The sequence below is a fragment of the Streptomyces sp. NPDC093586 genome (genome assembly GCF_044764905.1).
In the GTDB taxonomy this organism is placed as follows: domain Bacteria; phylum Actinomycetota; class Actinomycetes; order Streptomycetales; family Streptomycetaceae; genus Streptomyces.
Genome location: NZ_JBIWJA010000023.1, coordinates 1 through 22,305 on the forward strand (window position 1 = coordinate 1; position 22,305 = coordinate 22,305).

Genomic DNA, 22,305 nt, shown 5'->3' on the forward strand with positions numbered 1-22,305 from the left:
CCGGCCGTGCGGCCGGAGACGGGGTATCAACATATCTGGCGTTGACTTTTGGCACGCTGTTGAGTTCTCAAGGAACGGACGCTTCCTTCGTACTCGCCCTCGCGGGCTTTCCTCCGGGCGCTTCCCTTCGGTGTTCCCAACACTATCAGGCTTTTCCGGTCCCTTTGACCACCGTCCTGCGGGCACGCAGAAGGTGATCCGAAGATAGGATCTGATGAGTTGGGTGCCTGCCCGATGAGCACGCCAGCTTGGCGCCGCTCAACCTCGGCAGGAGTTACGACTGTACACGGGCCTGCGGAACAGGTGCAAATCACTGAGGACTGTGGTCTAGACCTCTATTCGGCACACTCGTGCGGAACCGGTACTTCCTGTGACATACCCTGCTGCACAGTGTGCCGTCCGGGACAGGCAGTGACGGCCCGTACAGATCTCCATCACCGGGAGGCTTCCCATGACCACCGTCTCGTCCCCGCTGGCAGGACGCGCCATCGGACTGGCCGCCGTGCCGGATCCGGTCTTCTCCGGGGCCATGGTCGGCCCGGGCACCGCCATCGATCCCGTCCGGGAGCCTTCCGAGGCCGTCTCTCCCGTGGACGGGGTCATCGTGTCTCTGCACCCGCACGCGTTCGTCGTGGTCGACGACAGTGGTCACGGTGTGCTGACCCACCTCGGCATCGACACCGTGCAGCTGAACGGCGAGGGCTTCGAGCTGCTGGTGAACAAGGGCGACACCGTCGTGCGCGGGCAGGCCGTGGTGCGCTGGGATCCGACGGCCGTCGAGGCCGCGGGCAAGTCTCCGATCTGTCCGGTCGTGGCCCTCGAGGCGACGGCCGAGGCGCTCGTCGATCTCCGTGAGGACGGCGAAGTGAAGGCCGGCGAGAGCCTCTTCCTCTGGAAGTGACGACAACGCCGTCGTACGACGGCTGGTAGGACAACCACCGCGGCGGGACCCGCCGCATTAAGGGGACGGGTGAGATGGAGACAACGCTGCGAGGCGTCGGTGTCAGCCACGGTGTGGCGATCGGCGAGGTTCGGCACATGGGGACGGCGGTGCTCGAGCCGCCGGCCAAGCAGATCCCGGCGGAGGACGCGGACCGCGAGCAGGGGCGCGCCCGCAAGGCTGTGGAGGCTGTGGCGGCCGACCTGGTGGCGCGCGGCAATCTGGCGGGGGGCGAAGCCCAGGCAGTGCTCGAGGCGCAGGCCATGATGGCCCAGGACCCCGAGCTGATGGCGGACGTGGAGCGGCGGATTGCCGTCGGCAGCACGGCCGAGCGCGCGGTGTACGACGCCTTCGCGGCGTATCGCGCCCTGCTGGCCGGTGCCGGTGAGTACCTGGCCGGCCGGGTCGCGGACCTCGATGACGTGCGGAACCGTATCGTCGCCCGCCTGCTCGGGGTGCCCATGCCGGGCGTGCCCGACAGCGACGAGCCGTACGTGCTCATCGCGCGTGACCTGGCGCCCGCCGATACGGCACTGCTCGACCCGACGCTGGTGCTCGGTTTCGTCACCGAGGAGGGCGGGCCGACCAGCCACAGCGCGATTCTGGCGCGGGCGCTGGGTGTGCCTGCCGTGGTGGCGTTGCCGGGTGCGGGTGAGCTACCCGAAGGCACTGTGATCGCGGTGGACGGCAGCACCGGCGAGATCTTCGTGAACCCCAGCGCGGAGAAGAAGGCACAGATGGAGGCGGAGGCCGCCGAGCGCAAGGCCGCGCTGGCCGCCTCGACCGGGCCGGGTATGACGTCCGACGGTCACAAGGTGCCGCTGCTGGCCAATGTCGGTGGTCCCGCCGACGTGCCCGCCGCGGTGGAGGCGGGCGCGGAGGGCGTCGGTCTTTTCCGTACCGAGTTCCTCTTCCTCGACGACAGCAAGAACGCGCCGTCCGAGGAGAAGCAGCTCACCGCCTATCGGCAGGTGCTGGAGGCGTTCCCCGAGGGCCGGGTAGTCGTGCGGGTGCTGGACGCGGGTGCGGACAAGCCGCTGGACTTCCTGACCCCGGCCGACGAGCCGAACCCGGCGCTGGGCGTGCGGGGGCTGCGGACGCTGCTCGACCATCCGGAGGTGCTGCGTACGCAGCTGACGGCGCTGGCGAAGGCGGCGGAGGGACTGCCGGTCCACCTCGAGGTCATGGCCCCGATGGTCGCGGACCGTGCGGACGCCAAGGCGTTCGCGGACGCGTGCCGTGAGGCCGGGCTGCGGGCGAAGTTCGGTGCGATGGTGGAGATTCCGTCGGCCGCGCTGCGGGCGCGCTCGATCCTGCAGGAGGTCGAGTTCCTGTCGCTGGGGACGAACGACCTCGCGCAGTACACCTTCGCCGCCGACCGTCAGGTGGGCGCGGTGTCGCGCCTGCAGGATCCGTGGCAGCCGGCGCTGCTCGACCTGGTCGCGCTGGCCGCCGAGGCTGCGAAGGCCGAGGGCAAGAGCTGTGGTGTCTGCGGTGAGGCCGCGGCGGACCCGCTGCTCGCGTGTGTGCTGACCGGTCTGGGTGTCACCTCTCTCTCCATGGGTGCGGCGTCGCTCCCCTATGTGCGGTCGACCTTGGCGAAGTTCACGCTGGCGCAGTGCGAGCGGGCCGCGGCGGCCGCTCGCGCGGCGGACAGTGCCGAGGATGCGCGTAACGCGGCTCAGGCGGTGCTGTCCGGAGAATAGATCTCCGGTGAGGCCGAGGCCGTCGCCGTCGTGAGGGGCGCTCCGCCTTCGGGTGGGGCGCCCCTCACGTTTCAGTGGTGGTGCCCCGGCATGGCGGTGTCGTCTCCGAGGTCCGGCGGCGCGCAGTAGTCGACGTTGGATTCCGGGGCGATGAGGTCGCCGGACTCGATGTCGGTGCAGTAGGCGTCGAAGACCTCGCCGGCGGTGAGGGGGGTGAGTCCGTATCCGCGCAGGCGCCAGCCGTAGATGCGGTCGGGGCTGCCGGGGGAGCTGGTCCGCATGACGAGGCCGCCGGGAGTGTGGGTGGCGAGGCCGAGGGCCAGGACGACGGTGAACTCCAGGGCGTCGGCTTCGTCCAGCTGTGCGGCGCCTTCGGTGTCGTCGTCGGCGTGGAGGACGGCGGTGAGGGCTTCCGGTGTGGTCGAGACGCTGCAGACCAGGTGGCGGTGGCCCGCCGGGGCTGTTTCCACGATGCACGTCAGGAGGCGCGAGGCGCGGGTGAACGCGGCGCGGCCGAGGTCCTCGCCGCAGGTGGCGCAGGTGCCGAGGCGGGCGAGCAGGGTGGACGCGTACTCCCAGGTGGCCTGGCGGACGGCTTCGTCGACGAGGGTGGGGACGAGGTCGGCGAGCGGCTGTCCGTCGTAGGGGACGGTGGGCCCGTTGGCCGCGAGCTCGGCGGTGAAACGGGCGCGGGTGGCGGGGAGGTCGGGGTCGAGGCCGGCCGCCGAGCAGAACTCGGCGTAGTCCTCGGGGTCGAAGAGGGCGAGTGTGGTGTGGGTGCCCTGGGAAGCCCGTGTCCTGAGCAGGGCTTCCACCTGTCGTAGGTAGGTGGTGTGGTCGTCGAAGACGAAGCTGCGGTAGCGCCTCATGGCGCGGAAGTCGTGCTCGTCGGTGAGCAGCCCGATGGTGCCGGCGATTTCGCGGCGCAGGACGCCTCGCATCGTCTGGTCGGTGTGCGCCATGTCTTCCCCCTGTGCGCAGTCGGTCAATGCTCACTCACCGTAACCGGCGGCACTGACAACGAGGGCGGGGCGGGAGCGGGCCGGCCGCCGTCACGTGGGCGGCCGGCCCTCTGGGGGCCTGGTCAGGCGCGTTTGCGGGCGAGGTCTTCGTAGAAGTGGAGGAGGTCGAGGTTGTCGATGGAGCCGGGGTTGACGGCCTTCTCCAGTGGGGTGCCCTGGAGGAGTCGCTTGACGGGGACCTCGATGCGTTTGCCGGTGAGGGTGTGCGGGATGCCGGGGACCTCGATGATCTCGTCGGGGACGTGGCGTGGGGAGAGCTGTTCGCGGATGGTCCGCTTGATGCTGGTGCGGAGGGTGTCGTCGAGGACGGCTCCGGGGACCAGGTGCACGAAGAGGGGCATCCAGTAACCGCCGTCGGGCTGTTCGACGCCGATGACGAGGGACTCCCTGATCTCGGGGAGTCGTTCGACGGCCTCGTAGATGTCGGCCGAGCCCATGCGGACGCCCTGGCGGTTGAGGGTGGAGTCGGAGCGGCCGTGGATGACGACGGAGCCCCGGGAGGTGAGGGTGATCCAGTCGCCGTGGCGCCAGACACCGGGGTAGGCGGCGAAGTAGCTGTCGTGGTAACGGCTGCCGTCGGGGTCGTTCCAGAAGCGGACCGGCATCGAGGGCATGGGGTTGGTGACGACGAGTTCACCGACCTCGTCGGTGAGGGGTTCGCCGTTCGGGTCCCAGGACTGGAGGTCGGTGCCCAGACAGGGGGCCTGGAGTTCGCCGATGTGGACGGGGAGGGTGGGGACGGCGCCCGCGAAGCAGGAGCAGACGTCGGTGCCGCCGCTGACGGAGGCGATCCACAGGTCCGCCCCGCTCTCGGCGAACTCGTCGTGCAGCCAGCGGAAGCCGTCGGGAGGGAGCGGGGAGCCGGTGGTGGCGACGCACTGGATCCTGGAGAGGTCCAGGTCGCGGCCCGGGTGGACGTCCGCCTTGCGGCAGGCCATGACGTAGGCGGCGGAGGTGCCGAAGAGGGTGGCGCCGGTGCGTTCCGCGATGCGCCACTGGGCGTCCGTGCCCGGGAAGCCGGGGCTGCCGTCGTAGAGGACGATCGTGGTGCCGGTGAGCAGGCCGGAGACGAGGAAGTTCCACATCATCCAGCCGGTCGACGTGTACCAGAAGAAGCGGTCCTCGGGGCCGAGGTCGCAGTGCAGGCCGAGCTGTTTGAGGTGCTCGACGAGGATGCCGCCCTGGGACTGGACGATGGCCTTGGGCAGGCCGGTGGTGCCGGAGGAGTAGAGCACCCACAGAGGGTGGTCGAAGGGGACCTGCTCGAAGACGGGGTCCGTGTCGGCGGCCGTGAGGGCGTCCCACACGAGTGCGCCCTCGGGGGCCTCGGTGCCGAGGAGCGGGATGTGGACGACGGCGCGCAGGGTGGGCAGGTCGCGGCGGAGTTCGGCGACGGTGTCCCGGCGGTCGTGTTCCTTGCCGCCGTAGCGGTAGCCGTCGACGGTGAACAGGACGACGGGCTCGACCTGCTGGAAGCGGTCCAGGACGCTGCGGGCGCCGAAGTCGGGGGCGCAGGAGGTCCAGACGGCGCCGACGGCGGCGGTGGCGAGGAGGGCGGTGACGGCCTGGGGGATGTTGGGGAGGTAGCCGCTGACGCGGTCGCCGGGGCGGACGCCGAGGGAGCGCAGGGCGGCGGCGAGGGAGCCGACCTGGCGGCGCAGTTCCGACCAGGTGACGGGGGTCGTCTCGTGGGTCTCGTCGACGTACAGCAGGGCCGGTTCGTCCGCGCGGGTGGCGGCGGCGCGCAGGGCGTGCTCGGCGTAGTTCAGGGTGGCGCCGGGGAACCACTGGGCACCGGGCATCGAGCGGTCGCCCAGCACGCGCGTGCAGGGGGTCGCGAAACGGACGTCGAACCATTCCGTGACGGCTTTCCAGAACGTGTCCAGCTCGTCGACGGACCAGCGGTGGAGGGCGGCGTAACCGCCCTCGGCGGGGGCGCCGTGGTGTGCGGCTGCCCAGGACTGGAACCTGGTGATCCGGGCCTGGGCGATGCGCTGCGGATCTGGCTGCCAGAGCGGCTGGGGGGACGTGGTCGGCATGGGGCGGCTCCCGGACTGTGCGCGTCGTGTGCGTCCTCCGCGCACGGGCTGGGGTGTGCGCGTGACGCGGCTGACACGGACGATGCCATGTGATCGACTGCCGCACCAGGGTGCGCCCCACATAGTCGGTGTCGTGAAGATGTGGTCCGGTCACGGGTGAATGGCAGTTGGACTGCGAACCGCCCGGAGGTCGGTGGGTGACAGGGTGAGCGGCATGGACGGTCGTGACCTGGTGCGTTCGACGAAGGCGTTCGGTTCCGTGGGAGCGGTGCAGGGGTTGCGTACCGTACAGGCGGCGTGGCGCAGGCCGCGTGCGGGCGCCGCGGGGGGGGGTGCCGCCGCGCGGGGCGGGACGGGTGCGGGTGCGGGGCCATGCGGGGGGCGGAGCGGGACGGCGTGAGTCGCGCCGTCCCGTCCGGTGTGTGAGCGGGAGCCGGTGGAGGTCCCGGCTCAGATGTAGCGGCCTTCGAACCAGGCCCGCACGGCCCGGGTGTGGAGGGGGAAGGCGAGCTCTTCGGCCCGGCGCAGGAGGTGCCAGCCCTCGGTCTCGTCGGTGGCGGCGGACGGCGGGAGGCCCTCGGCGGGCCGCTCCGGGAGAAGCCCGAAGAGCAGCAGGTGGCCGTCGGGCGAGCTCATGGCGTCGGCGAGCCGGACGTCGCGGCCCGCCGCGTCGATGCCCGTCTCCTCCTTGAGTTCGCGGACGACGGCCTGCCGCCAGTCCTCCCGGTCGTCGATGTAGCCGCCGGGCAGGGCGACGCCTCCGCGTGCGGGGGCCACGGTGCGGGTGATGACGACCAGGGCGGTGCCCTTGGTGTCGTACACGGGCTGGAGGGCGACCGCTACCGGCAGTGGGTTGCGGTAGGCCGTGGTGCCGCATGCCGGGCAGGTGCGGGGCCAGCCGGAGACGCCCTCTCCGTAGGGCGTTCCGCAGCGCGAACAGTGGGAGTCCGGCGCGGAGTTGGGAACGGGGTTTTCGGTTTCGGACACGCGGCGGACTGTATCCGATCACGGAAGGGGCGGCTCCGGCGGGCGGCTCAGCGGCGGCCGGACAGTGACGCCGTGGAGACCGGGAAGTCGAAGTAGGTGTCCGGGTAGGGCTCGGGCTTGTAGGTGAAGTGCCACCACTCCTCGGGGAGGTTGACGAGGCCGACGTCCTCCAGGGTGTTCTTCAGCAGCAGCCGGTTGGCACGCTGGGCGCCCTGGACGCGGGGGTCGAGGGTGTGCGAGAGGGTGTCGAAGCAGTCGAAGCCGGTGCCCATGTCGACGGAGTTGTCGGGGAAGCGCTCCTTCTGGGGTGCGAAGCAGGGCACCAGTGGTTGCCCGGGGTGGTACGGGCGAGTGGGCTTCGCCGGGAGCTTCACGATCGTGAGGTCCATGGTCGAGCCGCGGCTGTGGCCGGACTTCTCGGCGATGTAACCGTCGTCGAACAGGCGGGTCTTGTCGACGTTCGGGTAGAACTCGGCCTTCATCTCCTGGTCGTCGAGGTCCGCGGCCCATCGGACGAAGTGGTCGACGGCGCGTTGCGGCCGGTAGCAGTCGTACACCTTGAGGGAGTAGCCCTGGCTCAGCAACCGGGTCTGGGCCCGGTGGAGGGCCTGGGCCGCGGGGCGGGTGAGGATGCACAGGGACTGGCGGTAGCCGTCGATGCGCTCGCCGACGAAGTTGTGCGGGGTGACGTAGCGCATCTCCTGGATGATCGTGGGGTCGACGCTTCTCAGGGTCACGAAGTCCGCGGGCGCCTTGGGTTCGGGGCCGGCCTGGGCGGTGGCGGGGACGGTGGTCACGGCGAGCAGGGCGGCGACGGTGGTGACCAGGCCGCGTACGGCGGTGGAGATTCGTGTCATGCCCCCTGCATCTATCAGGCGGAGACTCCGCAGGGGAAGTGGCCGGGTGACGACTCGACCATCCGTGCCCCGGCGATCGCCCGCGAATCCTGCGTGCCCGGGATGTCGCCCGCGAGATGCGGCAGGAGGGCAGGGCACCGGCCCGTGTGCTGCCGGGATCGACGACGAGCGGGTGCTGGCCGGCGACGGCTCCCGCTGCCGGTCACGTGTCTGACGCGACGGGCCGCCGGTATCGGCCACGAGCGCACCCGTTCCCGCCGGCCGCGGACCGACGGCGAGGCCGAACGCTTCGACCGCACTCTGGCGGCCGGGTGGGCGTGTGTCCGCCCGAACGGTCTGTGCGCTCGGCAGGGACAGGACCCCGCTTGTCAGGGCTGCCGACCGCCGAGTGGCAGACGTACCTTGGTCCCCTCGAAGGAAAACCGATGCGCAGACCACGGGCCGTAAGGCTCTTGGCCTCAAGTGTGGCGCCGGCGGTCCTCACGACCGCCGCGCCGATGACGTCGGCACGCGTGGCGCCACCCGGCACAGGCCGACTCGCCGGCAGCCTCCGCCCTCTCTTCGCGGACGACAGCCCTGAACCGGCCGGTCCGCCGGTGCTCCCGGCAGGCGGCAAAGTATCGCGGAGCGCCGATCACCCTCATGGCCAGGGACCTGGTCCCCAGGCCGGACGCAGCGCCGGGACCAACGTGCTCGAACGTATGTCGACGAAGAGCCGGCGAGGTCAGCCGTGAGCGACGGAGCATCGCGAAGGGAACTTCTCGTGGGGTACACACCTCAGTGGCCGACGTCCTCCTCCTGGGAGGAGGAAGGCGTCCTGGAACTGGACGTCGACGCGGTCTCTCCGGTTCGGGCGGCTGGCCGCGGCCTGTACGCGAGGCCCTCGGTGCTGCCCAGCGCTACGGACTGCCCCGGGAAGCCGCCATGTTCCACCCGAGCACGGGCGGGGCCCCCTTCACCGATGTCTCCGACCGGACCGGCAGGCGGTCCTGGCGGCTCGGCCAGCACGACGCCCAGCTGAATCCCGGCTACCACGTGCCCGAGTACGTCCTCGCCGACGACGGGCGGGTGCTTCTCCTCGATCCGTCGTTGCCGGAGCCCCGGTTCGTGAACTCGTCGCTGATCGCGTTCCTCGACGCGCTTGCCGCGTGGGGCCACCGGTGCGGGCACGTCGACGACTTCGACGACCTCGAGTCCGACGACGAGGAGGACGACGAGGACCCGGCGGAGGCGGCACGGGTCGCCTTCGGCCTGGAGATCAGGGACCGCCTTCGGAAGCTGGACCCACCGGCGTCCCAGATGGGCACCTGGTGGGACCGGGTCTACGAAGAGGTGGAACTCGACGCCATCTGACAGGCATCGCCGAGCGAGGAGGCGCGGGCACTCCGGCGGAGCAGGCCGGTCCTGACCACGGTGCCCTGGGACCGCACGACCGGCGGGCCGGTGCGCAACGCCCTCGTGGGCCGGACGCCCGAACCGCGGCCCTGGGCGGCACGGGCGGACAGGTCTGCTACGACATGGGACGGACGCGAGGCCTCGGAGAACACCTACGGAACGGGCGGCTTCCTGCTGCTCGACACCGGGAACCGGCCGGCGCCGTCGAGGAGGACGGAGACGGTCGAGGCCGCGCGGGCGCGTGGGGGCGGGTTCAGGTGGCGACGGGCCGGCGCCGGTCCGCCGCCTGGGCCATCGCGTGCTGGACGACGCCGATGAGAACCTCCTTGACCGACTCCCTGTCACGGGCGTCGCACATCACCAGCGGCACGTCGGCGTCGAGGTCGAGGGCCTTGCGGACGGTCTCGGCCGGATAGCGGGCCGAGCCCTCGAAGCAGTTGACGCCGACGAGGAAGGGGATGGAACGCCGCTCGAAGTAGTCGACGGCGGCGAAGCAGTCCTCCAGGCGGCGGGTGTCGGCGAGGACCACGGCACCGAGGGCGCCCTCGGAGAGTTCGTCCCACATGAACCAGAACCGCTCCTGCCCGGGGGTGCCGAACAAGTACAGCACCAGGTCCTCGCGCAGCGTGATCCGGCCGAAGTCCATCGCCACGGTGGTGGTGTGCTTGCCCTCCACACCGCTGACGTCGTCGACGGGGCGCCCGGCCTCGGTGAGCAGTTCCTCGGTGCGCAGCGGTCTGATCTCGCTGACCGCGCCGACGAGGGTGGTCTTGCCCACGCCGAAACCGCCGGCCACGAGGATCTTGAGCGTGACGGGCTCGACCGGCGGCTTGCCGCGCTGAGAACGCCCGAAGATCATCGATCTCTTCTCCTTACCGTGCCGGGGGCCGCTCCGGCGTTCCCCCGGGGCCGTTTCACAATGCGCGCAGGCCGCTGATCACGTCGCGCAGAATGTCCTCGTCCGGGAGCTCGGCCGGGGGCACCGGCCGGTTCACGTGCACGAGTTCGGCGTCGACGAGATCTCCGACCAGGACGCGTACGACGCCGACGGGCAGGTCGAGTCCGGCGGCGAGTTCGGCGACCGACTGCGGGCTGTCCCGGCACAGCCCGACGATGTCCACGTGCTCCGGGGCGAGGGTGACGTCCGCCTCCGGGTCGTCCGCGTGGGGTTCCGCGACCACCACCGCGATGAGGTCGAGGCGGTGCTGGGCCGCGCTGCTGGTGCGGCCGCGCGTCATGGCGTACGGACGGACGACGGGGCCGGCCTCGTCGTCGAACCAGTGGTGTGTTCCCTGACCGTCTGCGCTCATGTCATCCCACTTACCCGCCCGAAGGCAGATCGGTGCGCGGGGCGGTGCCCAGATGCACGCCGACCCGCTTGACGAGGAGGGTCATCTCGTAGGCGACCTGGCCGACGTCGGAGTCGGCGTCCGACAGGACGGCGAGGCAGCTGCCGTCGCCGGCGGCCGTGACGAACAGGAAGGCGTCGTCGAGTTCGACGACCGTCTGCCGGACGCTGCCCGCCTCGAAGTGGCGGCCCACGCCCTTGGCGAGGCTGTGGAAGCCGGAGGCCACGGCCGCCAGGTGTTCGCTGTCCTCCCTGGTCAGGTCCTGGGAGGCCCCGATCGGCAGGCCGTCGCCGGACAGGACGACGGCCTTGCGGATGCTCGCGACGCGGTCCACCAGGTCGTCCAGGAGCCAGTTGAGCTCCCCGGACGCGGTCGCGGTGTGGTCGGTCGCCTTCGGTGCGGTCATCGACCGTCCCCCTTAGTCGTTCGTTGTGGTGCTTGTGGTGCTTGTGGTGTCCGTGGTCGTGGTGTCTGTGATCGTTCGCCGTCGGGAGGGGCGGTGCCCGCGGCGTTCTCCTCGCGGCCTCGCTGCCACCCGCGCTGGAGCGAGGCCATGCGGCTGCGCACCTCTTCGGCGTCCCGGTCCGCCGGGTCGGTCCGGTCCTCGGGGGGCCGTTCGGCGCTGCGTTTGAGCTGGGGGGCCAGGTTGGCCTGCCGCACGCGCCGGGGCAGTGCGCTGCCGTCGGTGCCCGGCCCGGAGTCGTCCGGGGCGTTCGGTTCGGACTCGGCGGGTCGGGTGCGGTTCGGGAGGGCGGGAGGCTCGGACGCCTCGCCGGAGCGGTGGCCCGGGGCCGGTCCGCCACCGGCCGGGGGGCCGCCGTGCGCGCGGGGTGTGCCGCGGCGGCGGGACGGGAGGAACGGCAGCGCGTCGGGTTCCGGGCGGTCTGCCCCGGCACCGGCCTCACGGTCGGGTCCGCGGTCGGTCTCGCGGTCGGGTCCGCGGTCGGTCTCGCGGTCGGTGGCCTGGGCAGCAGCCTCCCGACGGCGGCGGGACGGCGGTGCCGGCGGCTCACCGGATCCTGCCTGCCGGTCGGCCCGGCCCACCGCGTCGGTCCCGGGCGTGTCGTTCGTACGGTCGCGGGAGCCGCGCTCGGGGACGGGCCGTCCGTGCGAACTGACCAGCTTGGGGGTACGGCGGCGGGGCAGCGGAACCGGGGCGTTCGGGTCGTTCTCGGCACCGGGCCGTTCCGAACCGCCGGACCGCTCCGGACCGCCCGGCCGTTTCACGCTCGCGGGGAACCGGTCCGGGCCCGTCGGGCGTTCCGTCCCCTCGGCGTCCTGGCGTCGCCGCTCGCCTCGACGGACCACCGGGTCGTCCTGTGCCGCGGCGAGGGAGCGACGCGGACGGAAGAGTCCGCCGCGCTCGCTGTCCTGGTCGCCGAGTGCGCCGGGAAGGTCGTCGAAGGCGTCCAGGTCGACGGGCGCCTCCAGTTCGACCGGCCCGTCCAGCAGCGGGGCCGGCCGGCCCGGGAGCCGGGCGGGGACGTGGGCCAGGGCGGAACGGCGGCTCTCCGCCCGCTCCTTCTCCTTGGCGCGCTGTGGCCGGTCGAGGCGGAATCCGACGCCGTTGGTGTCGGGCGCGTCGTCGCTGAGCAGTGCGTCGGGGACGAAGACGACGGCGGTGGTGCCGCCGTACGGGGAGGGCTGGAGGGAGACCCGGACGTTCTGCCGCTGGGCGAGCCGGCTGACGACGAACAGGCCGAGCCGGTCGGTGTCGGACAGCTCGAACTCCGGTGTCTCGGCCAGCCGGAGATTGGCGTCCAGGAGGGCGTCGGCCGTCATGCCGAGGCCGCGGTCGTGGATCTCCAGGGTGAAGCCGTTGGCGACCCGCTCGCCCAGGACCTGCACGGCGGTGTGCGGAGGGGAGAACACCGTGGCGTTCTCCAGGAGTTCGGCCACGAGGTGGGTGAGGTCGGCTACGGCCGGTCCGGTGACGGCGATGCGGGGCAGCCGGCGGACCTCGATGCGCTCGTAGTCCTCCACCTCGGCGACGGCGGCCCGCACCACGTCCATGAGCTGGACGGGCTTGCGCCACTGCCGGGAGGGGGCGGCACCGGAGAGGATGACCAGGCCCTCCGCGTGCCGGCGCATACGGGTGGTCAGATGGTCCAGGCGGAACAGGTCGGCGAGTTCCTCCGTGTCCTCGGTGCGGCGTTCCATGGTGTCGAGCAGGGTGAGCTGCTTGTGCAGCAGTACCTGGCTGCGGCGGGCGAGGTTGACGAACACCTCGGAGACCCCGGCGCGCAGTTCGGCCTGCTTGACGGCGGCCTCCACGGCGGCACGCTGGAGCGTGTTGAGGGCCCGGCCGACCTCGCCGATCTCGTTCTTGTCGTATTCGAGGCTCGGCACCTCGGTCTCGACGTCGACCTGTTCGCCCGCCGAGAGGCGGCGCATGACGCTGGGCAGGCGGACACCGGACGCCTCGTGGGCCTCCAGGCGCAGCTGCCTGAGGTCGCGGATGAGGGCGCGGCCGACGCGGACGGACAGGAAGAGGGAGAACAGCACGGCGACCAGACCGAGCGCTCCGGCGACGACCGCCTTGGTGATGACGTTCATCGCGACCGGACGGACCCGGTCCTGGTAGCGGTCGGCGGCCTGGTCCTCGAGGTCGCCGAGCTCGTCGAGGACGCTCCCGGCGGCGGTGTCCCAGCTCTTGGCGGTGACGCCGCGGGGCATGCCCTCCTCGGTGGAGACGGCCGCCTCCTCGGCGACGCGCAGGGAGGCGGAGGAGGCGTTCCTCCAGAAGCGCTCGTACCGGCCGCGTTCCGTGGCGGGCAGCAGCGGGAGGTTGGCCTCGTACAGCACGGTGCGCTGCGCCACGAGGTCCGAGACGTCCCGCGCCTCGCCCCGGGTGAGCCTGCCGGCGACCAGGGCGGAGCCGAGCAGAGCGTCCTCGCGGGAGAGCAGTTCGCGGGCGCGGGAGACGTTGACGAGTGCGCGGTACTGCTTGTCCAGGCCGACGTCGTCGACGACGTGGAGGTTGGCGAGCAGTGCGTGGCAGGGGTCGACCAGGCGGTTGTAGAGGCCGAGCGCCCGGGCGCGGTCGACGGTGCCGTCCTCGACGCCGCGGCGCAGGGAGTCGATGCCGCCGAAGGCGTCCAGGACCGCGGCCAGCCGGTCCTCCTCGGCCGCGCCGAGCGCGTCACGCACGTCGCCGTTCCCGGCGTTGCGGCGGATCTCGGCGACGGCCTCGTCGGTGGCGGCGCGGCTGCGGCGCAGTGCGGACAGGCCGTCGGAGGCGCGTGGGTCGGCGAGGTAGACCAGGGTCTGGCGGCGTTCCTGCTGGAGGACGCGGACGGTGTCCTCGAGGGGGTAGCCGACCTGTTCGACGAGGGCCGACACGTTGAACAGCCGACTCGCCTCACGACCGGTGAGGACCGTGGCGAAGGCCCAGATCGCGGTCAGGGACACCAGCGGCACGAGAAGCAGCGCCACGATCTTCCGGCGGATGGACTTCCCGCGAAAGCGCATGGCCTCCCCCAGCTGGGCCCCCACCGAGAGAGGGCACACGTGTACGTCAACAAACGGCGCGAGCCTACTACTGACGCACAGGTAACTCGAAGGCCCGTCCGGAGGGCGAACTTCCGCACCGGCGGCCGGGGATGGTCAGTTGTCCGGTCATTGCGGGAGATTGCCTCCCTGGTCCGGCGGACGGTGCGGGGCCTCTCTTGCGCTGTGGCGGGCGGATTGGCCGAGATTTTTCGGCCGCGGGGGATTTCCGGGAATCCTGACGGTCCGTGGTTCGTCCTTCTTCACGGGAAACGGTGGCGGAATCGGCAACAGGAGCCGCATCCCGTCTCCGGGCGGCGTGAAGCGACGCAAGCCGGGCAGCCAGAGGGGAGCCGGGTCTTCGGGCGCGGGTGAGCGGTCGGCAGGCGGTGGGGAGTGGCATGGTGATGGGCACGGCGGAGCGGCGCGGGGCGGCCGGGTCGGCGGCGGGATCGGCTCCCGGGGCATCGGATCACGGCGTTCCGGCGCCCGGGCGTGCCGTCGAGGTCACCCAGCAGGAGGAGGGGCGGGAACCGCGGCCGGTCTACCGGGAGTTGTGGAGGGAGGAGCCGGCGCGGCGGCACCGGCTGCCGGATCCGGTCCGTACGGCCGCTGTGCGTGCGGTGCTCGTCGTCGCCGTGACGCTGATCCTGGCGATGGTGGCCTTCCTGTGCACGATGGCCGGATCCTGGCTGGCGTTCCCGATGGTGATCGGCAGCGTGACCGGCACGGTGGTGGCCACGTGGGGCGTACTCGACGTATGGGTGACGCGTCAGGTCTGGAACCAGCGCCACGGGGTGGTGTCGGTGCCGAGCAGCACCGCACGGGCCGTGCGGCGCGAACGGCGCCGGGCGCGGCGGAAGGCGCGGACCGCCGAGCGTGCCCGGGGACGGATACGCGGGCGCGGCGGCGCGGGGCGGCTGTCGCACCCCTGAGGGGCCGCACCGCTGAACGGCCGTACCTCCGAACGCCTTCCGCCTCACATCCCGACGTGACGCGCGCGAAGTCGCGGGGCATGGTGCGGCTGCTGACCCGTGACCTCCGGGACAAGCCCAGGGTGGCCCCCGGTACTTCACCCACGAGCGCGATGCGCGCGTGGGTGAAGTACGGGCTGCGGCCGGCTCGGCGGATCGGCGCACAACCCGCGCCGAGCGGCTGGCCGGGCGCGGATCCGATCAGGGCGGGAAGCTAGGCGCGTGACGGGGCGGGGGCGGGTCGCTTGTACATCCGGGTCGCCGTGATCTCGCTGTGCACCGTCTCCCCCTCGCCGGTCGGGGCCTGCTGGGGCAGCCCCGGCCTCAGGTGCTCCTCCACGCTGATGTACTTCAGGCCGGCCCTGAGATCGGCGTCATTGCGCAACCGGATGACCAGCGGGAACTCGGCCAGCGCGGTCGTGTCGAACAGGCCGGTGGTGTACAGGAGCTGCACGCCGAGTGCGTCGGACACGGCCCGCTGGAGCTCCAGCAGGTAGGTGGCGTTGGCGCGGCCGATGGGGTTGTCGAGGAACAGGGTGCCGGCGTGCCGGTGCCGGTCGTGGCCCCGGTCGTTGCTGCGGAGCGCGGCCATCGTGCAGTACAGGGCGATGGCCGCGGTGAGCAGCTGGCCGCCGGAGAAGACGTCGCCCATCTGTCCGACGGGGACCCGCTCGGCGCGCAGGACGGCGTCGGGCTTGAGGATCTCGACGGCGACGCCCTTGGGCTGCAGGGCGGCGGCCACACCGCGCAGCAGCAGGGACATGCCGTCGCGGCGCAGGTCGGAGTTCTTCTTCACGGCCGCCCTGGTCGCCTCGTCGACGACCTCGCCGAGCCGCTCGGTGAGGGTGGCCTGGTCGGGCTCCTCGAAGCGGATGCGCAGGAACTCCTGTCCGGACCACTCGCCGAGGCCCTCCGGCAGCCGGGAGAGCCGCTGCGCGGAGCGGAGGGTGGCGAGGGCCGACTCGACCAGGCCGCGCAGCCGGTCCACGATCGAGTCGCGGTTGCGCTCCAGCTGGGCGAGTTCGTCGGTCAGGACACGGAGGCGGGGCGCGAAGGCCTCCGCCCACTTGCCCGCGTGCTCGGGCAGCGCGGCGGCGGGCAGCTCGCGGATCTGCTGCCGTGCCGGCGTGCGGACCTGTTCGTAGCGCGTGGAGTTGGCGTGCCGGACGAGGACGTCGCTCGCCTCTCGGACGGCCGCCTCGGCGGCGGACAGGTCGGCGGCGCAGCCGCGCAGCGACCGGCGGGCCTCGGCGGCGGTCCGCCGGGCCTCGTCCAGGCTCCCCGGGTACGGCTCGGGCTCGTCCGGCTCGTCGTCGGAGGCGGGGTCGCGCAGCAGGTCGCGGAGCATCGCGGCGATCTCGTCGAAGCCGCCGGCCGCGTCCTCGGCGGCGCGGTGCGCGTCGAGGAGTTCGGCGTGGGCCTCGCGGGCCTGTGCCAGCGCCTCGGTGCGGGAGGCGAGTTCGGCGGTGGCCGTGCGCAGCAGGGTCTGGGCGTGATCGGCGTCGGCCGGGACCAGGTCCTCGGGGAGTTCGGTGTGGGCGTCGCCGTCCTCGGGCGCGTGCCGCTCGGCCTCGCCGCGCAGCCGGCCGAGCTGTTCGCTCGCGGTCGACATCCGGGTCTCCAGGAGCTGCACCAGTTCCTCGGCGCGGGCGGCGGCGGCCTGCCGGGACGGTCCGTCGGAGCCGTCGGGCGACTCCAGCAGCTGCGCGGCCCGGGTGCGGACCTTGTTGCTGAGCCGGTCCAGTTCCGCGCGGGCCGCGCTCTCGTCGCTCTCCGCACGGGCCTGCTCGGCGCGCAGGTCGGCGCCGACGCCGACCTTCTCGTACACCTGGGAGGCGGCGCGGTAGGCCTCGCGGAGGTCCGGCAGGGACGCCTTCGGCGCGTCCGTGTCGTTCCCGGATGTGTCCTCGGGGACGTCGTCGGGAGCGCCCGCGATCTCGGAGCGCTCGGCGCGCAGTGCGCGGGCGGTGCGACGGGCGTCGTCGGCGGCGCGCTGGGCGGCGCGGCGGTCCTCGTCTGCGGCGCGGGCCCGCTCCAGGCAGGTCTGTGCGCGGGCCTCGGCCTCTGCGGCCTCGTCGGCGAGTTCTCTCAGCCTGGCCTGCCAGCCGGCGCGTTCGCGCAGCCGGAAGGCGAGTCCGGCGAGTGCGTCGGCGGCGCGGCGGGCCTTCTGGGCGGCCTCCTGCCGCTCGTCGCGCATCCGTACGGCCTCGGTGGCGCTCTCGTCGGCCTCGGCCCGCACGGCGCGCGCCTCGGCCAGCTCGGCCTCGGCCTCCTCGGCGAAGGCACGCGCCTCCTGGGCGGTCCGGGCCAGTTCGGCGAGGCGTCCGGCGGGGCAGCCGGCGCGCCAGGAGGCGAGCCGGGCCGCCAGTTCCCGGTCCTTTCCGAGCCGGGCGGCGAGCGCGCGGATCTCCTCGTCGCGCTCCGCCGCCCGCGCGCGCAGGGCCTGTCGCTCCTCGTCGGCGGCGTGCTCGTCGTGCATGGCCGGGTTCGGCGGGACGAGGAAGACGTCCTCGGCGCCGGATCCGGGGGCCGGGGTGGGCGCGAGCAGGGCGGCGGCGGTGCCGACGGCGACGGCGGAGCGCGGCAGCAGGGCCGCGTCGCCGAGGACGTCCCGGGCGCGGGTGTGCGAGTCGGGGTCGGTGATGATCACGCCGTCGACCAGCTCGGGCCGGGCGGCCAGCACGCGCGCGTGGTCGGCGGGGTCGACGGCCTGCGCCAGGTAGCGCCAGCCGGGCAGGGCGGGGATGCCGTGCTCGCCGAGGAACTCGACGGTGGCCAGCACGTCCGGGCCGGGCGGCAGCAGTCCGCCGTCGCCGAGGGCGCCGAGGATGCGGGAGTCGTCGGCGGCGGCGGTGCGCAGGTCGAACAGCTGGCGTTCGGCGGAGGAGACGGTGTCGTCGAGCAGTTCGCGCAGTTCGTCGGCGAAGCGGTCGAGTTCCTCGGCGGTCAGGGCGCCGTCGGACGCCCTGGGCGCGTCGGCGCGGTCGGTGTCCTGCCTCGGCTGGGGGATGCCGGGGCGGGACGGGGCGGCCAGGCCGAGCAGTTCCGCGAGGCGTTCCTCTGCCGCGAGCGCCTCGGCGGTGCGTCGTTCGGCGGCGTGGGCGCGCTCGGCGGCGGTGGCCGCGTCGGCCGCGCGGGCGGCGGTCAGCTCGGCGCGGGTCTCGGCGGCGGCGGCCTCGCGCGCGTGCTCGATGGCCCGGCGGGCGGCCTCGCGGGCGGTGTCCCAGGCGGCGACCGTCGTCTTCTCGGCGTCGCTGGCCGCGAGGGCGGCGCGGGCGGGGTCGGCGTCGGGGGCGCTGTCGTCGAGCCAGCCGGCGCGGACCGCCTCGGCGGTCTCCTGCTCGACCTCGGTCAGACGCTGGCGCAGATGTCCGGCCTCGCTGCGGGCCCGCTGGGCCTCGGTGGCGGCGGCGGTGGAGTCCCGGTGGGCGGCGTCGCCGGCGTCCTGGAGGGCGGCGGACCGTTCCTCCTCCTCGTTGGCGTGGTGCTCGGCCTTGGCGGCCGCCGCGTGCAGGGCGCGGACGAGGGCGACGGCGGCCTCGGCGCGGGCGGCGAGCGCGGGCGCGGCGTCCCGCTCGGCCTCCTGGATGGCGGTGGACACGCGGGCGACGCGGTCGGCGGCGGCGCGGTGGCGCAGGACGGCCTCGGCGGCCTGCCAGGCGGCGTGCAGGGTGCGCGCGTCGGCGAGCTCGCGCTTCTGCGCGGCGGCCGACTTCTCGGCGGCGGTCAGGGCCAGCGAGGCGTGCCGGTAGGCGAGTTCGGCGGCGACGAGCGCGCTGCGGTCGCGGGCCGACTCGGCGTGCGTGACGGCGTAGGCGGCGGCGGTGACCCGCTGGGCGAGGTCGGCCGTCCGGGCCCGCTCCCGGGCGCCGCGCGCCGAGAGCCTGCGCGCCAGGGTCCTGGTGCGGCGTTCGGCGGCGGTGTGGACGTCCCGCGCGCGGGTGCGGGCGTCGGCGGCCTCGACGATCCGCCCGAGGAGATCGACGGAACCGGCGGTGAAGTCGCGTTCGGCGATCAGCTCGGCGCGCCGGCCCAGCTTGTTGCCGAAGCCGCTGACCAGGTCGGCGAGTCCGTCGGTGTCGCGGGTGTCGGTGACGGCGCGCAGCAGCAGGTCGGTGAAGTCGGAGTCCTTCTTGACCGCGAACAGGCCGGCCGCCTCGCCCTCGTCGGCGTTCATCTCGCGCTGGTAGCGGAAGAGCTCGGGGTCGAGGCCGAGCTCGCCGAGGTGCTCGATCCAGCGGTCGTGGATCTCCTCCCAGTGCACCTCCAGGTGCGGGTAGGCCTTGCCGGCCTCGGTGAGCGCGTCCCGGAAGCCCTTCATGGTGCGCCGCCGGCCCTGGGCGCCGGAGGCGCCCTCGACGGGCGGGCGGACGGCGGTGGCCTCGGCGACGGGGAGGTTGTCCAGGGTGAGTCCGGGGCCGGGCCGGAAGGAGTACCAGGCCTCGGCGAACTTGCGCGGGTCGTTGGAGATCTGTCGTCCCCGCCACTCGCTGACCTTGCCGACGACGACGCACTCGCCGGTCTGCACGTGCTGCCACTCCAGTGCCACGTGTCCGCAGTCGTCGGCGAGCAGGAACTTGCGCAGCACGCCGGAGCTGGCGCCGCCCAGGGTGTTGCGGTGGCCCGGCAGCATCACGGAGAAGATCAGCTTGAGCAGGACGGACTTGCCGCCGCCGTTCTCCAGGAAGAGCACTCCCGCGGGCGCGGGACGGCGCGGCGGGCCGACGGGCTCCTCCTCGAAGAACTCCGCCTGCGCGGGCGCGGGATCGGGCACGGGCTCGCCGACACCGCGCAGGTCAAGCACGGTGTCGGCGTAGCGCGCACCGGCGGGTCCGATGGAGTAGAGGCGGACCCGGGACAGCTCGTACATGGCGGACTCTCGTAAGTCTTCGTGAAGTCGGGGACGTTCGGTGGCGTCCGGTGACGTTCGGGCGTGTGAGGCGGGGTCAGGAGGAGTGGAACGGCAGTCCGGCGTCGGCCACCAGGTCCAGGTCGTCCGTGTCCTCGGCGGGCAGCAGGGTCGCCGTGCCGTCGGTGACCGGGACGACGCCCAGCTCCAGCAGCTCGGCCATCGCGGCGCTGCCCGCCATGTCCCGTACCTGGAGCTGGTAGCGGGCCGTCGTGCGGTAGGTGCCGCCGTTCTCGTCGCCGGTGCGCTGGAGGAAGCCGGACTCGGTGAGGAACGCGGCGGCCTTGCCGACGATGCCGGTGGTGGAGCCGGGGAGTCTGCGCGCGTCCTTGGTGGCGCCGGTGGCGCTGCGCCGGGCCCAGATCCGCCAGGCCGCCTCCAGGCCCGGGGCGTCGGTCGCCGGGTCGGTGTTCTCGCCCCGCTCCTCGGCCCGCTCCTCCAGCCGACGGCAGGCCTGGCGGACGAAGGCGTCCACGCCGTTGACGGTGACGCGGCCGATGTAGCCGTCGTCGGCGAGGTCCTCGGGGCGCGGGTAGGCCATGGCGGCGAGGGCGAGGTGGGCGAGGCCGTGCAGGAAGCGGTCGCCGGAGTCGGTGGCGGCGCGGCGCGCGTAGTCGCCCATGCGGACGGCGAACACCGAGTCCTCGGCGGCGGTCACGGCCATCCCCGCGCGCGGGGAGACCTCCAGGACGACGAGTCCGAGGCCGGCCGCCACGGCGTCGGCGAGCCGTGCGAAGGGCGGGTCCTCGCGGTACCGGCGCAGCAGGTCGGCGTACTCCTGGTCGCGGGCGGGGAGCAGCTTGGGCTGGAGGCCGAAGGCCACGAGCCGCGCCGCGTCGGCGGCGTCGGCGGGCGTGACGGCCGCGGTGGCCGGTGCGGCGCCCGCCTCCGGTTCGCTCCGGTCGACGTGCTCGGTCACGGTCGGTGCTCCTCGCTGTGCTGGTCGGTGGTGCTGTGCTGCTGGTTCTCGCTGTGCGCGTGGGCGGTGCTGTGCCGGCGCCGGCTGCCGGGCCGCCCGGGTGGTACGGCGCCGTTCACGCGGCCTCCGTCCGGTCCGCCGCCATTCCCGCCGCGTCCAGCAGTGCCGTGCCGACGACGAGGTCGGCGCCGCCGAACTCGGGGTCGTCCAGCTCGGTGCCGTCGTCGACGGCGAACAGCAGCTTGGACTCGCCCTGCCGGTAGGCGGTGCCGACCGGCGGGCTGGCCGCGTGCACGGCCAGCAGGGCGACGAGGTACGGCAGGTCGGGGTCCTGCGCGCGGGCGTCGGCCAGCAGCCCGGACAGGCGGCGCGGGGCGTCGTGCGGCAGGTCGAGCAGTTCCATGGCCGCCGCGAGCTGCTCCTCGCTGAAGCGGCTGTCGTCCGGGGTGGCGATCAGGTCGGGCTCGGGCATCTCGGCGCCCAGGTGCTCCCGCTCCACCGGCGGGGTCAGCAGGATGTCGACGAGGTCGCCGATCCGTACGGAGACGGGTGTGCGCAGTCCGGTGCCGTGCGCGAAGAAGGCGTCGGTCGCGCGCAGCGCCTGCTCCAGGGGCAGCGGCAGGACGGGGGCGACGAGGTGCCCGTACAGGTCGAGGCCCGAGGTCGTCAGGGGCGTGGCGAAGGCCTGCCGGTCCTGTTCGGCGCGGAAGAGCGGGCCGGCCTCCAGCAGCCGGGACTGGAGCTGGGTGTGGCGGCGGATGCAGTCCTTGACGATGTCGACGAGCTCGGCGGCGCGGCGCTTGTGCTCGGGGTCCTCGGACTCGTCACGGGCCTTGCGGATGTTGGTGAGGATCGCGTTCTCGTGCCGGTACCGGTCGGCCACGTGGTCCAGGGCTTCGGCGATCATGTCGGGGACGGCGGTCAGCCAGTCGACCGCGCGGACGTTGCGCCGGGTGGCGTCGAGGGCCTTGCGCAGGGTCTCCGAGTACTGGACGGTCCGGTACCGGGCCTGTTCGGCGGCGAGCTGGGCGTCGGCGAGCCGGCCGCGGCTGATCAGCACCTCCAGCTTGACCTCGGCGGCGATCTGGGCGCTGGTGACATCGGTGTCCAGGGCGCCGACCAGGACGTTGACCGCTTCGTCGGTGGTGCGCAGATAGACGGTGCCGCCGGGGCCGGGGACCTCCTCCAGCAGCTTGAAGTCGTAGTCGCGCCGCACATAGGTGCCGTCCGGCTCGAAGGTGCCGTACACCGCGCGGAAGCCGCGGTCGACGCTGCCGACGTTGATCAGGTTCTCCAGGACCCAGCGGGCCACCCGCTCGTGCTCGGCGGCGGGCCGCGCCGGGGCCTGGGCGGCGACGCGCGGGACGAGCCGGGCGACTATCTGGTCGTGGTCGGCGCCCGTGTCGAAGTCCATGTTCAGTGTGACGAGGTCGATGGCGGCGAGGGCGACCTCCGCCATGCCGTACACCGAGTACTCGCCGGCGAGGTTGGCCTTGCGGGCGTCGAGGTCGTGCAGCGGAGCCGTGCAGGCGAGCGCGCGCAGCCGCCGCGCCAGTCCCTCGTCGGCGGCCGGGCCCGGGGCGGGGCGCGGCCCCGCGCTGAGCTGGGGCGGAACGCTGTCCGTCGATGCAGGCGAAGTCACGGTGCACAGCCTAGGTCCTCACTCTGACAACGACCCAAACGGCGCAGAACCACCGCCGCCCGCACCGGTCTCCGCCC

At 73.1% G+C, this 22,305-nt stretch carries 16 protein-coding genes; 4 read left to right on the forward strand and 12 right to left on the reverse strand.

Going from position 1 to position 22,305, the window contains the following annotated elements; all coding sequences use genetic code 11:
* Nucleotides 1-451: 451 nt before the first annotated feature.
* Both ACIRFH_RS23000 and ptsP read left to right on the forward strand, forming a co-directional pair.
* The gene (locus tag ACIRFH_RS23000) at nucleotides 452-901 is read left to right on the forward strand and encodes a PTS glucose transporter subunit IIA (protein ID WP_403523816.1); all 450 of its coding nucleotides are present in this window, start codon (nucleotides 452-454) and stop codon (nucleotides 899-901) included.
* 74 nt (nucleotides 902-975) lie between these two features.
* Nucleotides 976-2,646 (forward strand): phosphoenolpyruvate--protein phosphotransferase, encoded by a 1,671-nt coding sequence (gene ptsP / locus ACIRFH_RS23005; protein WP_403523819.1) that lies wholly within the window; start codon nucleotides 976-978, stop codon nucleotides 2,644-2,646.
* A gap of 71 nt (nucleotides 2,647-2,717) precedes the next feature.
* Here the strand turns inward: ptsP and ACIRFH_RS23010 are convergent, their stop codons facing one another.
* From ACIRFH_RS23010 to ACIRFH_RS23025, 4 genes are all read right to left on the reverse strand, one after another.
* Nucleotides 2,718-3,608: a hypothetical protein gene (locus ACIRFH_RS23010; protein WP_403523822.1), complete on the reverse strand. Its 891-nt coding sequence runs from the start codon at nucleotides 3,606-3,608 to the stop codon at nucleotides 2,718-2,720.
* Between the two features lie 122 nt (nucleotides 3,609-3,730).
* Complete coding sequence (locus tag ACIRFH_RS23015) at nucleotides 3,731-5,707, reverse strand: acetoacetate--CoA ligase (protein WP_403523824.1); 1,977 nt, start codon at nucleotides 5,705-5,707, stop codon at nucleotides 3,731-3,733.
* A gap of 450 nt (nucleotides 5,708-6,157) precedes the next feature.
* The gene (locus ACIRFH_RS23020) at nucleotides 6,158-6,694 is read right to left on the reverse strand and encodes an NUDIX domain-containing protein (RefSeq protein WP_403523826.1); all 537 of its coding nucleotides are present in this window, start codon (nucleotides 6,692-6,694) and stop codon (nucleotides 6,158-6,160) included.
* A gap of 47 nt (nucleotides 6,695-6,741) precedes the next feature.
* Nucleotides 6,742-7,551 (reverse strand): M15 family metallopeptidase, encoded by an 810-nt coding sequence (locus ACIRFH_RS23025; RefSeq protein ID WP_403523828.1) that lies wholly within the window; start codon nucleotides 7,549-7,551, stop codon nucleotides 6,742-6,744.
* Nucleotides 7,552-8,193: 642 nt separating this feature from the next.
* On the opposite strand from ACIRFH_RS23025, the gene ACIRFH_RS23030 reads away from it, so the two are divergent.
* Nucleotides 8,194-8,904, forward strand: coding sequence for an SUKH-4 family immunity protein (locus tag ACIRFH_RS23030; RefSeq protein ID WP_403523830.1), 711 nt, complete (start codon nucleotides 8,194-8,196; stop codon nucleotides 8,902-8,904).
* A 295-nt stretch (nucleotides 8,905-9,199) separates the two neighbouring features.
* Here ACIRFH_RS23030 and ACIRFH_RS23035 read toward each other — a convergent pair whose 3' ends face one another.
* Genes ACIRFH_RS23035 through ACIRFH_RS23050 form a run of 4 tightly spaced genes read right to left on the reverse strand, consistent with a single transcriptional unit; the run spans nucleotide 9,200 to nucleotide 13,766 of the window.
* Nucleotides 9,200-9,805 carry a GTP-binding protein gene (locus ACIRFH_RS23035; protein WP_403523833.1) on the reverse strand — a complete coding sequence of 202 codons (606 nt, stop codon included), beginning with the start codon at nucleotides 9,803-9,805 and terminating at the stop codon, nucleotides 9,200-9,202.
* 55 nt (nucleotides 9,806-9,860) lie between these two features.
* The gene (locus ACIRFH_RS23040) at nucleotides 9,861-10,256 is read right to left on the reverse strand and encodes a DUF742 domain-containing protein (protein ID WP_403523836.1); all 396 of its coding nucleotides are present in this window, start codon (nucleotides 10,254-10,256) and stop codon (nucleotides 9,861-9,863) included.
* Between the two features lie 10 nt (nucleotides 10,257-10,266).
* Nucleotides 10,267-10,701, reverse strand: coding sequence for a roadblock/LC7 domain-containing protein (locus tag ACIRFH_RS23045; protein ID WP_403523838.1), 435 nt, complete (start codon nucleotides 10,699-10,701; stop codon nucleotides 10,267-10,269).
* Nucleotides 10,698-13,766: a nitrate- and nitrite sensing domain-containing protein gene (locus tag ACIRFH_RS23050; RefSeq protein WP_403523841.1), complete on the reverse strand. Its 3,069-nt coding sequence runs from the start codon at nucleotides 13,764-13,766 to the stop codon at nucleotides 10,698-10,700. Before ACIRFH_RS23050 ends, ACIRFH_RS23045 begins: the two co-directional genes overlap by 4 nt.
* A gap of 419 nt (nucleotides 13,767-14,185) precedes the next feature.
* Between ACIRFH_RS23050 and ACIRFH_RS23055 the strand changes: the two genes are divergently transcribed.
* Nucleotides 14,186-14,719, forward strand: a complete 534-nt coding sequence (locus ACIRFH_RS23055) for a hypothetical protein (protein WP_403523844.1) — start codon at nucleotides 14,186-14,188, stop codon at nucleotides 14,717-14,719.
* 253 nt (nucleotides 14,720-14,972) lie between these two features.
* On the opposite strand, the gene ACIRFH_RS23060 is transcribed toward ACIRFH_RS23055, so the two are convergent.
* The 4 genes from ACIRFH_RS23060 to ACIRFH_RS23075 all read right to left on the reverse strand — a co-directional run bounded on the left by ACIRFH_RS23060 (nucleotide 14,973) and on the right by ACIRFH_RS23075 (nucleotide 22,228).
* Nucleotides 14,973-19,628 carry a hypothetical protein gene (locus tag ACIRFH_RS23060; RefSeq protein ID WP_403523847.1) on the reverse strand — a complete coding sequence of 1,552 codons (4,656 nt, stop codon included), beginning with the start codon at nucleotides 19,626-19,628 and terminating at the stop codon, nucleotides 14,973-14,975.
* A gap of 76 nt (nucleotides 19,629-19,704) precedes the next feature.
* A complete protein-coding gene (locus ACIRFH_RS23065; RefSeq protein ID WP_403523850.1) occupies nucleotides 19,705-20,586 on the reverse strand; it encodes a hypothetical protein in 882 nt (293 codons plus the stop codon).
* The gene (locus ACIRFH_RS23070) at nucleotides 20,583-20,705 is read right to left on the reverse strand and encodes a hypothetical protein (protein ID WP_403523852.1); all 123 of its coding nucleotides are present in this window, start codon (nucleotides 20,703-20,705) and stop codon (nucleotides 20,583-20,585) included. The genes ACIRFH_RS23065 and ACIRFH_RS23070 overlap by 4 nt, the downstream gene beginning before the upstream one ends.
* Nucleotides 20,702-22,228, reverse strand: a complete 1,527-nt coding sequence (locus ACIRFH_RS23075) for a hypothetical protein (RefSeq protein WP_403523855.1) — start codon at nucleotides 22,226-22,228, stop codon at nucleotides 20,702-20,704. The genes ACIRFH_RS23070 and ACIRFH_RS23075 overlap by 4 nt, the downstream gene beginning before the upstream one ends.
* Nucleotides 22,229-22,305 lie beyond the last annotated feature (77 nt).